Below are 13136 nucleotides of genomic sequence, written 5' to 3'. Positions count from 1 at the left end.
GGCTCGGCCGTACGGGAGTGGAACCGAAATGCCCCACCCAGCGACCTCCCAGCCTGCAGTGTTTGCCGCTCGCCCTTCGCCGTGGCGGGCCTTCGTCGCCGCAACGGCGATCGCCGCGACCCTCGCGGGGGGAGCCAATGCCGATCCCCCGATCGTCGCGCATGCCAGTCCCGACATGGCCGACATCGGGATCGATCCGGACCTGTCCGAGATCGTGATCCGGTTTGACCGCGACATGAGCCCGTTGGGTCACTCAATCTGCGGCGGCGGGCCGACATTCCCGACACTCACCGGCAAGCCCCGTTGGAGCGATGCCCGCACGATCATCCTTCCGGTTCATCTGACTCCCGACACGCGTTACGACCTCAGCATCAACTGTTCGGCCGCACAGAACTTCCGCGCCGCGGACGGGACTCCAGCGACGCAGTATCCGATCTCGTTTCGTACGGCGCGGGCCGGTGAGGCCACTGCCACCCTCACACCAGATCAGTCGAGAGCCGCGTTCGCCCGTTTGAAGTCAGCCATCGATGGCACCTACGCCTATCGCGACCTCGACTGCCGAGGCGGTGCCGTCGACTGGGCCGCTTCCTACAAGGAGTTTCAGCCCCGCCTGGAGTCCGCACCGACTCCAGGGGCCTTCGGCCGCATCGCCGCGGAGCTGCTCCGCCCGGCAGCCGACATCCACATGACAATCCAGGTCGGCGAGTTCCTGCTGGCCACGGGTTCGCGCTCCGTGACCCCCAACGTGAATCCCCGCGGCCTGAAGAAGGTAGTCTCGGACCTGGCCCAGCCAAGTCCCAGCGTCCTGACCGGTCGTGTGGACGGCGGCCTTCACTACGTCGCGATTCTCTCGTGGTCCGGTCCGCGAGAATCACTCGAGCCCGCTTTCCAGGCCGTGCGTCTCGCGCAAAGCTCGAAGGGCCTGATCGTCGACGTCCGGGCCAATGCCGGCGGCGACGAACTGCTCGCCCGGGAGTTCGCGGCTCTCTTTGCCACCAGCAGGGCGGCGTACTCAAAGAACCGGTTCCGCGACCAGGAGTCCGCAGACGGCTTTGGACCGCTTCACGATCGCTTCATCGATCCGGCAACACCCGACCACCCCGCGTTCGATGGCCGCGTATGCGTCCTCATCGGCCCCTACTGCATGAGTTCCTGCGAGTCGTTCGCACTCATGATGCGGCACGGTGCACAGGCCCCCTTGATCGGTGAGACCACCTACGGCAGTTCGGGGAACCCACGGCCGATCGACCTGGGATGCGGCGTCACTGTGAACGTCCCGACCTGGCAGGACTTCCAGCCCGACGGCACGCTGGTCGAGGGGGTCGGAATCACGCCCGACCAGGCCGTCCCAACCACCCCAGAGGCCCTCGCCGAGTCAGACCCGATCGTGGAGGCTGCCGCGAAGTGGCTCCGGAGCAAGCCTTGACCGCCAGTCGTCGCCGTGTTCCGTCGTGGATGCTCTGCTAGGCTGTCCCCCTGATGAACCCGGGCGGATCATCCTCAGCGACCCTGGACCCGAGCACGCCGCCGATCGACCTGCTCCCGCTCGTCGGGCCGGAGGCTGACGACACCCGCGCCCCGCCCACACCCGAGCAGGCATTGGCGTACGTCCGCGGCCTCGCTGTCTCGCACTACGAGAACTTCTCCGTGCTCTCGAGCCTGGTGCCCGCTGACCTGCGGGACGACTTCGCAGCCGTGTACGGGTTCTGCCGATGGGCGGACGACCTTGGTGACGAAACGGGCAACACGCCCGAGGCCCGCCTCCGCGCCACCCAACTGCTCGATTGGTGGCGGGCGGAGTTGCGTGCGTGCTTCGCTGCGGCTGAATCCGGTGATCGTTCTGGGATCCTCCACCCCGTGTACGTCGCTCTGGCCTCCACCATCGATCGCCACCGCCTTCCGATTCAGCCCTTCCTTGACCTGATCGATGCCTTCCAGCAGGACCAGCGCGTCACCCGTTACGAATCCTGGGACCAGCTGGTCGACTACTGCGCGCGCTCCGCCAACCCCGTTGGGCGGCTGGTGCTCCACCTCGGCGGCTATCCGGACACCCCCGCCAACGCCGATCGCTATCGCATGTCCGACGCCACCTGCACCGCCCTGCAACTCACCAACTTCTGGCAGGATGTACGGCGGGACCTCATCGAGCGGGACCGCGTATACCTCCCATCGCGGGACACCGGCATCAGCGCCGAACAGCTCCGCGACTGGGCCCACCGGCCGGACGATCCGCAGGCACGCGTCCCTTTCATCCGGGCCCTCCGCCCCCTTGCCGAACGTACCGCGGAACTCTTCGAACAGGGCCGCGACCTGCCACGCCTCCTCGACTCCCGCATCCGTCCCGTCGTGTGGCTCTTCGGTGTCGGCGGTCGCCAGGTGCTGGGGTCTGTCAGGCGAACGGGGTGTGTAACGCTCTGGGAGCGTCCTACGCTGGAGGCAGCGAAGAAGGCGTGCCTGGTCGGCACGGCATGGTTGATGTTTCGTCTGGTATCGTCCGGGTCTTCCGGGCGTCTCGGAGGCGGTGCTTGACGATCGTGGCGGCGTCCAATACCAGCAACCACGCGGCCGGTGGCACGACGCTCGATGCAGGGCGCCTCGCGTCGCTCCCCGGAGTGGACGAGATCGCCTTGGCCCAGGCCTACGCGGCGTGCCGCGACCTTACCCGCCGCCGCGCCAGGAACTTCTACTACGGCCTGAAACTGACTCCCGAGCCTCGCCGGTCCGCGATCTTCTCGATCTACGCGTGGATGCGCCTCGCCGATGATGAAGCCGACTCCGAGGGGCCCACGGACCAGAAGCGGGCCCGCCTGGCCGCGTTCCGCGAGACCACCGGTGCCGTGCTCGGACCGCTCGAGGGGCGAGGCGAGCCCCGCTCCGTCGATTGGTCGAGCCTCTCCCCCATCTGGCTCGCTCTCGCCGCGACCATGGCCACCTACCCGATTGAGCGCCGCCTCCTGGCGGAGATGCTTGATGGACTCGATGAGGACCTCGATCACGGCGGTTACCGCACCGATGAGGAACTCTCCCGCTACTGCTACAAGGTTGCCTCCACCGTCGGCCTGACCTGCATCGCGATCTGGGGACTCAAGCCCGCCGCCGACGTGTCCACCGCCCGACGCCTCGCCGTGATCCGCGGCCAGGCCTTCCAGCGAACCAACATCCTCCGCGACTTCGGTGAGGACTTCGACGCCGCTCCCAGCCGCGTGTACCTCCCTCTTGATGCGTTCGAGCGATGCGGTTTGACCCCGCAGGACCTGCGGCAGTGGAGCCGCCCCGAAGCATGCCGTGAGTTGGTGCTCGCGCAGGCCGCCGTGGCCCGCCGGGCCTACGACGACTCCGAGCCCCTGCTCGCGATGATCGACCCCGCGTGTGCGCCGACCCTCTGGGCCATGACGCGTATCTACTCCGATCTCCTCGCCGTCATCGAGCGCGACCCTCAGCGGATCGTGGGCGACCGCCGCGTCAGGATCCCGGCGACCAAGAAGGCGATGATCGCCCTCTCCGCCACCATCCGCTCCCGGCGGAGCGGGTGGTGAGCAGGCCGTCGGTAGCCGTGCTCATCGTGGGCGGAGGGATTGCGGGGATCGCCGCGGCCGTGCGCCTGGCCGAGCAAGGCATCCGCGTCACACTCCTGGAAACCCGCAAGAAGCTCGGCGGCCGCGCTACATCGTTCACCGATGTCCGCACCGGTCGGGTGCTCGACAACTGCCAGCACGTGATGCTCGGTTGCTGCACCAACTACGCGGACCTCCTCGCCCGGCTGGACGCCTCCACCCAGATCCGCTGGTACCGCGAGCAATACTGGATCGAGGCCGGCGGACGGCTAAGCGTCATCCGTCCCGGTCCGCTCCCCGCCCCTCTCCAGTTCTCGGGCTCGTTCCTGGCCGCGAAGTTCCTCACCATTCGAGAGGTCGCGGCGATCGGCCGCGCCTGCGCCTCCATTCTCCGTGCCGACCGCGCCAAACACGACAACGAGACCTTCGGCGCCTTCCTCGCCCGGCACGGGCAAGGTGAGTCCCTCATCCGCAAGTTCTGGTCCCCGGTCATCGTCAGCGCCTGCAACATGGAGGTGGACCGAGTCTCCGCCGGCGCCGCGATGCATGTCTTCCAGGAAGGGTTCCTCGCCAACGCCCGCGCGGCTGATATTGGCGTCCCGGCCGTGCCCCTCGTCCGCCTCTACGACCGCGCTGAAGCGGCCATCTCCAGCCGCGGCGAGATCGTCCTCGGCGCCGGCGTCGAGCGCCTCGATGCCCGCTCCGCGACCACCACCGACGGCCGCACATTCGAGGCCGACCGTGTCGTCTGCGCCCTGCCCGTCGAGCGCGTCAACCGGGTCGTCGACGAGGCCATCCGGGTCGAAGACCCGCGCTTCTCCACCCTTGATGACTTCGCCCACAGCCCGATCCTCGGGGTCCATCTCGAGTTCGACCGTCCAGTCCTGGAGCAGCCCCACGCCGTCCTTGTCGAGCGCAGCGTCCAATGGCTCTTCCGGAAGGACGACGATGGGAAGTCCCTTCACGCCGTTATCAGCGCCGCGGACGACTGGATGCCCCTCGATGAGCAGCAGATCGCCGACCGGGTCCTTGCCGACGTTCGCGCCTGCCTCCCCGCCGCGGCTGCGGCCACTCTCCTCTCCGCCCGGTCGGTCAAGGAAAAGCGGGCAACCTTCGCCCCGGTCCCCGGGCTCGCGGCCAGGCGTCCCGCTGCCGCCCCGTCCTCTTCCGGCGGGCTCATCCTCGCCGGCGACTACACCGCCACCGGCTGGCCCGCCACGATGGAAGGGGCCACCCGTTCCGGCTACGCCGCCGCCGCGGCCGTTCTGGGCCTGCCTGCCGAATCACTGCTCGTTCCCTCTCTCCCCCTGGCCACGCTGGCCCGAGTGCTGTCGCGGGGCAGAGTCGAGTCCGCTACGCTCTGAGCCAGATCGAGGTTGAGGGCTTGGCCGGGTGGCGGGAGGAGCGGGGGGCTGGGGGGGCGGAAGGGGGTGGGGTCGATGGAGGCTCAGATGTCGAGATCGCAGTTCATCCGCGCGGCCGCTCTGCTGGGAGTCTTCTGCACCGCTGTGCTGGCCCAGCCGCCGGCCTCCAAGGCCCTGGAGACGCCCCCAGCCGCCGCGGCTCCCGCCTCCGCACCCCAGCCCGATCTCCACCGCTTCGGCCTCCGTGAGCCCATAGCGAAGCCCGCGGGGACGATCCGCATCGCCACCTACAACCTCGAGAACCTCTTCGACGACTACGACGACCCCACCCTCACCGACCGCAACGAGGACCGCGACGCCACCAAGCCCGCCGAGCACTGCGCCGCCGCGGCCGCCGCAATCCGCCGGATCAACCCCGACATCCTCGCCCTCGAAGAGGTCGAATCCCGCAAAGCTCTGGTGCAGTTCCGCGATACCTACCTCGCCGACATGGGCTACGTCTACCTGGAGTCCATGGACGCCGGCGACGCCCGCGGCATCGAGCAGTCTGTCCTGAGCCGCTTCCCGATCATCGATGCTCGCAACTGGCCGGAACTTCCCCTGGGCGGCGAGCAGCCGGCCCGGACGGGCAGCCGCGCGAACCCTGATGCCGGCAAGCCGATCACCTTCCACCGCTCCCCGCTCCGCGTCACGGTCGAGGTGCCCCCCTCCGAACAGCCCGAGGGCTCCGCCGCTCCCGCCGAAACGCCATACCACCTCACGCTCTTCGTCGTGCATCAGAAGTCCGGCTCCGATTTCGAGTTCTGGCGAGAGAAGGAAGCCGCCAAGACCGTCGAACTCGTCGGCGAGATGCAGACCGAGAACCCCGACGCCAACATCATCATCGTCGGCGACTTCAACGCCACGCCCGGCTCCAAGTCCGCCACGATCTACACCACCGCCGGCCTCATCGATGCCTTCGGCGACACCGTCTCTCCCAAGGGAAAGAGCAACCCCAAGGTCATCACGCACGAATCCGGCCGAGTGATCGACCGGATCCTCCTCAACCCCGCCGCGGCGAAGGAGTTCAACGCCGCCAGCCGCTTCGTTCTGAGCCTCCCGGCGCGTCCTGAGGGCGTCGATTGGCGGACCACGCCGCCGCCGGATGGCTACGCCTCGGACCACTACCCGGTCGTGATCGATCTGACGCCTGTGGATAAATAGGCGGTTGCTGTCGGTTGTGTGTCAACATCGCGCTAAGGTGACCGGGCCATACCCCGGTCCAGCCTCCCCCTCCTATCATCTCCGGCCCAGTTCTGGACCCTCGGAATTCCCCTCAGTTGACTGTCAGGCGTTTGTCGGTGCACAATGGCCCTCACCGAGCCGTGTCGGTGCCGGTCGTGATCAAGGCGATTCCGTCCCCCATGAAGCCCAACGCGAAGCAGATCATCGTCTTTGTCGTGGCCATCCTGGCGGTGGGGTTCGCTGTGTACTGGGGGACTCGCGGCGACGGCGAAGTAAAACTCAAGCACCGTGTTCTGCTCGTGGACGTCACCACCGGTGAACTCTTCGAGGCTGATACCTCCGAACGCCCTGTGATCCTTCCGGGCACCCACCCAGATCGGAAGGAAAACGTCCTGCTGCGTGCGACCAAGGACGACGCCACCGGCGAGTGGTTCGTGCGGGAACGGGATCGGCCGTATGTCGGCGATCTCGGAGTCGACCCCAAGGCAATTGAGCCGGAAACCGGCAAGGTCCTCACCCCGTCGGACAAGGTGCGGCGTTACGTTCCAGGCAAGCAGTAGCAAGTAAGCCACCATGACCCGGACCACCACGAGTATGCAGAGTATGAAAACCGTGCACCGCGCCGCAGGCTTTACGCTGATCGAGCTGCTCGTCGTCGTCGCGATCATCGCGATCTTGGTGAGCATGCTCCTGCCCGCTCTGGCGTCGGCGCGGGATGTCGCCCGTGCCACCGTCTGTGCCAACAACATGCGGTCGATGGCGGTTGGCCAGATCCAGTATGGGACGGAGCAGAAGGAGTACTTTGCGGGGCCGAACACGTCAGGGGCGGATGGCTTGGTCGACTCCGGACTTTCCTACTGTTTCGAGACGACCCCAGGAACACCAACCTCCACGCATGACTGGATCAGCCCGACCCTTGGGGAGGGCGCCGGCTTGTCACCCCAACGCGCCCGTCGGACCAAGCAAATTTTCGAGCGATACGGGTGTCCGGCTGCGACGGTGACGAACGATTCCCTTTACCCTCCTGCGGGGGGGGGGGCTCCGGACCGAGCCGACTTCGAGTTGCTGTTTGGCACCGAGCGAATTCGACAAATCAGTTTTCTCTCGCCCGCGGCCTTTCATTATTATGCTCAGCCCACAAACTTCAACAATATCCGCCGATACCGAAGTGTTCCGCTGATTACGGGATTTGCAACACCGGTGAAGGTGTCGGAGCAGTACTCGCCGCGACTTGATTTGGTAGGTGTACAGCCAGCGAGCAAGGTTCTCGTTGCCGACGGTACTCGCTATCTTGAGAACGGAGAGCTCGATTTCGATATCAACCCCAGGCCGGGGATCTATGGCTCTTTTACAGACGCTGGGCCGATCTTTCACGATTCCACTGCCTATGGGCGTGGCTTCCGAGGCGCCCCCACCAATGTCAATCTTTCCTTTCGACACAACAAGGGCGGCGTAATTAATGCGGGCTACTTTGACGGTCACGTGGGAAAGATGACAAAGCTGCAAGCTTGGACTGACGCTGTTCCCTGGTACCCCGGCGGCTCGAAGTTCAACCCGGGTGGCGTGGCGACTCCAGAGTCGATGGCGAAGTACCAAACTAACCAAGAACTTCCCTAGTTTTCCACTTCGCGACCGCAGCCCTTACGCTTGCCTCGCACAATGACAACCCGATCTTGATCATTCCAAACCCCTTCCGCCATTGCCGGTGCTGATCGATCCGGTTATCCTCTCCCTCAATCCGGGAGAGAGAGACCTCCCCGGACAACAAGGTGACCCAAGCGACGATGCACGTCGGCGGATGTACTCCGAGTGCGGGGGCGCGATCACTTTCTTTGAACGAGGAGAGACGAGATGAACAGCAGGAAGATGGCTTTCGTGGCCGGCGCCGTGTGCGCCGCCCTCGCTGGCGCGGCGAACGCCGACGTCATCGCCAACTGGACCTTCGAGACCAGCCTCCCCGACACGGCCGGCCCCTACGCGGCCGAGGCCGGGGCCAACGCGGCCAGCTCCTTCGCGAGCGGCTTCCACGCCACCAGCACGACGTACTCCAACCCCGTCGGCAACGGCTCCGCCGAGTCGTACAGCAGCAACGCGTGGTCGCTGGGCGACTACTACCAGTTCACCACCAGCACCCTCGGCTACACCTCCATCACCATCTCCTTTGACCAGAGCTCCAGCAACACCGGCCCGCGCGACTACAACCTGATGTGGAGCACCAACGGCACCACCTTCACCCAGCTCGGTTCGACCTACGCGGTGCTCGCTAACGCGTCACCGAACCCTGTCTGGAGCTCCGGCACCTACCAGCCGGCCTACACCTTCGGCCCGATCGCGGCCACGTCCGCCCTCGACAACCAGGCGACCATCTACTTCCGCCTGGTTCAGGCCAGCACCGTCTCCGCCAACGGCGGCACCGTTGCCGCGACCGGCACCGACCGCGTCGACAACGTCATCATCTCCGGCACCGTTCCCGCCCCTGGCGCCGTCGCCCTCCTGGGCATGGGTGGCCTCCTCGCCGCTCGCCGCCGCCGCGCCTGATCTCCGGAACAGGCACGCCTTCTCCTGTCCTTCACACCACAGGCCCGCGGCACACCGCCGCGGGCTTTTTCCTGCGCCACTGGCTACGCTGCGATCCGCACGGAGATGATCCATGTCGACCCGCCACGTCCTTGAAATGCTCGCCTCCGAGGAGCCCCGCTCGATCGACCGGCTCGTCGAATGGCTGAAGATCCCGAGCATCAGCACGAACCCCGCGCACGCCCCTGACTGCGTGGCCGCCGCGGAGTGGTGCGCCCGCCAACTCCGCGAGGCCGGATTCGAGGCCCGCGTCGCCCCCACCGGTGATCCCAAGCGGGGCACCGCCGGCCACCCGGTCGTCCTGGCCCACGCCCCCGGCGATCCCTCGTACCGCGGTCCCCACGTGCTGTTCTACGGCCACTACGACGTGCAGCCCGTCGACCCGATTGACCTCTGGGAGAGCGACCCCTTCAAGCCGGTCGTCCGCGAGGCCCGGGACGGCGAGGCCGGCGGCCGGCGCATCGTCGCCCGCGGGGCCGTGGACGACAAGGGCCAGGTCATGATGTTCCTCGAGGCGATGCGGGCCTGGAAGGCCGTCTCAGGCAAGGCCGCCGGCGGCGTGAAGATGACCGTGATGATCGAGGGCGAGGAGGAATCCGGTTCCGCCCACCTCGAGCATTTCGTCAAAGAACACAAGGCGATGCTCAGCAAGGCGGACGTTTGCCTGATCTCCGACACCGGAATGCTCGGCCGCGGCAAGCCGGCGATCACCTACGGCGTCCGCGGCCTGGCCTACACCGAGGTCGTGATCCACGCGGCCAACCAGGACCTCCATTCCGGTCTCTGGGGCGGGCGCTGCCCCAACCCGATCACCGAACTCACACGCGTCCTCGCCCAGTTGCACGACAAGAAGCGGCGCGTCACCATCCCGAAGTTCTACGACCGCGTCGTGCCCCTCACCCGGACCGAGCGGGCCAACTGGAAGAAACTCAAGTTCAACTCAAAGGCCGCCCTCAAGCAGATTGGCCTTCCACCCGCCGCGGACATCGGCGAGGCGGGCTATACCGCCATGGAGCGGGAGTGGGGGCGTCCCACCGCGGAGATCAACGGCATCGTCGGCGGCTACACCGGCCCGGGCGCGAAGACCGTGATCCCAAGCCACGCTACGGCGAAGGTCAGTTTCCGCCTCGTGGCCGACCAGGATCCCCGCAAGATCACCAAGGCGTTCTTCACCTGGTGCAAGGATCGCACCCCGCCCGGCTGCCGCTGGGAGTTCATCGATCACCACGGCGGATTTGGCGTGACCACGCCGATCGATTCCCCCGCCATGCAGGCCGCCCAGCGGGCGGTCAAAGCCGCGACCGGCAAGTCGCCCGCACTGATCAAGTCCGGTGGATCCATCCCGGTTGCCGGCATGCTCAAGGACACCCTGGCGATCGACACGATCTTCATGGGCTTTGGCCTCGATGACGACCGCGTCCACTCCCCCAACGAGAAGTTCGAGATCGACTGCTTCCGCCTGGGAACCCGCTCCCATGCACTGCTGATCGACGAACTCCTGCGGATGTAGAGACCGCGCCCGGAGGCATCGGGTCGGCCGCTCAGGCGGCCTGGGAGATGTCCTGCCCCGCTCCGCCGTACTGCTCGCGGATGGCTTCGAGGACGACCGGGTCCTCCTCGAAGGAGACCTGGCTGGTCTGGTCGTCGTACTCCTTCCGCATGCGGGCGACCGTCCGGACCAGTTCCGTCCGGGCCTGGATGTCGCGAGCCAGACCAGCGACGCTGTACAGGATCACCAGCACGGTCAGGGCGATCACGCCGGCAATGGCCACGATGGCTTCCGCGGGGAGTTCCACAGAAGCCGGATCGGACCGCCACGCCCGGGCCTTGAGTCCGATTACAATGTCCGCCGATGAAGGGACCTTCACAGGGTGTCTGGTATCGATGGTGGCGGCCGTTCCGGGCCGTCGCGGCGTCGCTGCTGGTTCTACTGCTCGCGACCCACGTGCCGGCCCAGTCGGACACCCCGACGCTGGATACCGGTTCTCGCACCGGGATCGTGGACGTTAAGGTCCTGAACTTCGGAGTTGGGGGCGGGCCGTCTGGCGCTGTCCGGCCCGGCGGATGGATCGGCGTCCAGATTGAACTGCTCAACCGCTCCGACAAGGTGCGGGAGGTCCTCGTCCGGCTCCCGGAGCCCGATGCCGACGGCGACCACGCCCAGCGTGAGGCGGTGATTGTCGCCAACCCCGGCGTGAAGCAGCGGCTGTGGATCTACACGCGCCTCTCGTTCGGCGTGAGCCGCTCCAGCGTCTTTGACGTCAACGTCTACGAAGCGATCGAGGATCTCGGCGCCGGCCCCGGCCTGCCCAAGGCGCGACCCGGCAGGATCCTCGGCTCGACGAGCGTGCGCCCCTCGGCTCTGCTCTCTCCGACCATCGGCATGGCCGCCGTGGTCGGCGAGAACGATGCGTTGCTCGGCCGCTACAACGCTGTCCCCGGGTTCACCCAGGACTACCCGCCCTCCGGCCATGAACTCCTCACGTCTGCCCTGATCACGCCCGGCGAGTTGCCCGACCGCTGGCTCGGCCTCGCATCCTTCCAAACCGTGGTGTGGACCGCGACGGGGAGCGGGAAGCAGCCGCAGGAACTCAGCGAGTCCCAGGCCTGGGCCCTCAAGGAGTGGATCAACCGCGGCGGCCAACTCGTCGTCGTCCTGCCGCCCCAGGGCCAGGCGTGGCTCGGCCGGCAGGATCACCTGCTCGCCGACATCATGCCCGCCGTCGTGCTCAGGACACGGGAGCAGACCGATCTCGAGCCCTACCGCCAGTTGTTGACGTCCCGCTCCACGGGCTCGCTGCCCACCAGCGCCACGATCAACACCTTCGAGCCCGACCCGGGCGCCGCGCCGGGCGAAGTCGAGCGGGTGCTCAGCGGCCCCGACGGCCGCTGCGTGGTCTGCCGTCGCCTCATCGGAACCGGCATGGTCACGGTTGTCGGTATCGACCTGACCAACCGCACGCTCCTGGCCTCGGGCCTGGTAGAGGCCGATCGCATCTGGAACCGTATTCTGGGCCGGCGCGACAAGCACATGTCACAATCCGACCTGCAGGCCAAGTCCGGCAGCGGGCCCGGGGTCTTCGTGGGAAACCGGCACGATCGCTGGCTCGAGCAGCAACTCCCGTCGCAGATTGCCAACAAGACCTCGACCGCCGCGGCCAAGGGGCTCTTCCTCGCGTTCATCGTCTTCCTGGCCTACTGGCTGACCGCCGGTCCCCTGGGGTTCTTTGTGCTCAAGCGACGCAAGTGGCCGCAGCACTCGTGGTTGGCGTTCCTGGCCACCGCGGCGGTCTTTACCGGCGTTGCTTGGGGGGGCGCGGCAATGGTCAAGCCGCGAAAGATCGACGCCAACCACCTGACCATCATCGACCACGTTTACGGGCAGCCCGTCGAGCGGGCGAGGGCCTGGGTCAACGTCCTGCTCCCCAAGTACGGCGAGGAGCGCGTCAGCATCGGCGATGCTCTCGAACCGCCCGCCCGGATGGGGTGGCACAACGCGGTCGCCGCGTGGGAGGTGCCGTCGAACGATGGCGCCGCCGGTTCTTCCGCGTTCCCCGACGCCCGCGGCTATCCCGCGGACGGACGCGACCCGGAGTCGGTCACGGTCCCCGCGAGGTCGACGGTGAAGCAGTTCCAGCTCGACTGGGCCGGCGCGCCGCGTTGGGAGATGCCCACGCCGGTTCCCTACGCGGACGGCGCCCCGGGCGGGCTGCAGATCGTCGAGAACCCCGATGCCAAGGCCGGCGATCGCTCCTGGAAACTCCAGGGAACGCTCACGCACGGCCTTCCGGGCCCGCTCAACGATGTGTGTGTCATCGTCGTGCGGCGGCAGTCGGCGATGACCTCGGACCCGAAGTTGGCGGTCGTCGGCAACGCCTTTGCTTACCGGTTTCCAGGTTCCTGGGACCCCGGTGAGGTCTTTGACTTTGAGAGCCGACTCGACCGCCAGACCTCGGCCGATCCGAAGTCCAGCAGCATGATCGCGTTCCTCGAGGGCGAACTCGGTAAACCGACTCAGTCCTTCGGCGGAATGGCGAGCATGGACAGCGGCCCCAGCGTGGATCGCGGCCTGCTCCTCCTCACCCTCTTTGGCGTGCTTCCCCCACCGGATATCCGGGCCCAGGAGCCGTCGTACGTCGCCCGGCGGCAGTTCACCCATGGGCTGGACCTGTCGGCCTGGTTCACTCAGCCGTGTGTGATCATCCTCGGCCGCATCCAGGGGTCGATCCAGTCGCCTATCCCGCTGTATGTCGACGGCAAGCCGGCGCCCAGCCAGGGGTCGACCCTCGTGCGGTGGATTTACCCTCTGAAAGACAATCCGCCGGAGTACCGTCTTGAGTAGCGAGAGCATCGCCCGAGCCGGAACGGTGTTTCCAGCCCGGGTCTGTCCCTTCGGGCGGTTCGTGCGTTGGACTGG

11 protein-coding genes are annotated in these 13136 nt (G+C 67.0%); 10 read left to right on the top strand and 1 reads right to left on the bottom strand.

Annotated elements, in window-relative coordinates; all coding sequences use genetic code 11:
• The first annotated feature begins 28 nt into the window (after nucleotides 1-28).
• From KF745_11235 to KF745_11195, 9 genes are all read left to right on the top strand, one after another.
• Nucleotides 29-1426 (top strand): hypothetical protein, encoded by a 1398-nt coding sequence (locus KF745_11235; protein MBX3358986.1) that lies wholly within the window; start codon nucleotides 29-31, stop codon nucleotides 1424-1426.
• Between the two features lie 53 nt (nucleotides 1427-1479).
• Nucleotides 1480-2529, top strand: coding sequence for a squalene synthase HpnC (hpnC, locus tag KF745_11230; GenBank protein MBX3358985.1), 1050 nt, complete (start codon nucleotides 1480-1482; stop codon nucleotides 2527-2529).
• Nucleotides 2526-3536, top strand: a complete 1011-nt coding sequence (locus KF745_11225; GenBank protein MBX3358984.1) for a phytoene/squalene synthase family protein — start codon at nucleotides 2526-2528, stop codon at nucleotides 3534-3536. The genes hpnC and KF745_11225 overlap by 4 nt, the downstream gene beginning before the upstream one ends.
• Nucleotides 3533-4918: a hydroxysqualene dehydroxylase HpnE gene (hpnE, locus tag KF745_11220; protein ID MBX3358983.1), complete on the top strand. Its 1386-nt coding sequence runs from the start codon at nucleotides 3533-3535 to the stop codon at nucleotides 4916-4918. The genes KF745_11225 and hpnE overlap by 4 nt, the downstream gene beginning before the upstream one ends.
• A gap of 87 nt (nucleotides 4919-5005) precedes the next feature.
• Nucleotides 5006-6121: an endonuclease/exonuclease/phosphatase family protein gene (locus tag KF745_11215; protein MBX3358982.1), complete on the top strand. Its 1116-nt coding sequence runs from the start codon at nucleotides 5006-5008 to the stop codon at nucleotides 6119-6121.
• A gap of 176 nt (nucleotides 6122-6297) precedes the next feature.
• On the top strand, nucleotides 6298-6702 hold the full coding sequence (locus tag KF745_11210) for a hypothetical protein (GenBank protein MBX3358981.1): 405 nt from the start codon (nucleotides 6298-6300) through the stop codon (nucleotides 6700-6702).
• A 34-nt stretch (nucleotides 6703-6736) separates the two neighbouring features.
• A complete protein-coding gene (locus tag KF745_11205) occupies nucleotides 6737-7759 on the top strand; it encodes a type II secretion system protein (protein ID MBX3358980.1) in 1023 nt (340 codons plus the stop codon).
• 234 nt (nucleotides 7760-7993) lie between these two features.
• The gene (locus tag KF745_11200; protein ID MBX3358979.1) at nucleotides 7994-8680 is read left to right on the top strand and encodes a PEP-CTERM sorting domain-containing protein; all 687 of its coding nucleotides are present in this window, start codon (nucleotides 7994-7996) and stop codon (nucleotides 8678-8680) included.
• A gap of 112 nt (nucleotides 8681-8792) precedes the next feature.
• The gene (locus KF745_11195) at nucleotides 8793-10229 is read left to right on the top strand and encodes a M20/M25/M40 family metallo-hydrolase (GenBank protein ID MBX3358978.1); all 1437 of its coding nucleotides are present in this window, start codon (nucleotides 8793-8795) and stop codon (nucleotides 10227-10229) included.
• Nucleotides 10230-10260: 31 nt separating this feature from the next.
• On the opposite strand, the gene KF745_11190 is transcribed toward KF745_11195, so the two are convergent.
• On the bottom strand, nucleotides 10261-10587 hold the full coding sequence (locus KF745_11190) for a hypothetical protein (protein MBX3358977.1): 327 nt from the start codon (nucleotides 10585-10587) through the stop codon (nucleotides 10261-10263).
• Between KF745_11190 and KF745_11185 the strand changes: the two genes are divergently transcribed.
• Nucleotides 10572-13061, top strand: coding sequence for a hypothetical protein (locus KF745_11185; GenBank protein ID MBX3358976.1), 2490 nt, complete (start codon nucleotides 10572-10574; stop codon nucleotides 13059-13061). The genes KF745_11190 and KF745_11185 overlap by 16 nt on opposite strands.
• The last annotated feature ends 75 nt before the right edge of the window (nucleotides 13062-13136 follow it).

The organism is Phycisphaeraceae bacterium, from assembly GCA_019636655.1.
GTDB lineage: Bacteria > Planctomycetota > Phycisphaerae > Phycisphaerales > UBA1924 > JAHBXB01.
Note: the sequence above shows the minus strand (reverse complement) of the source record. Positions and strands in the feature narration are given on the sequence as shown.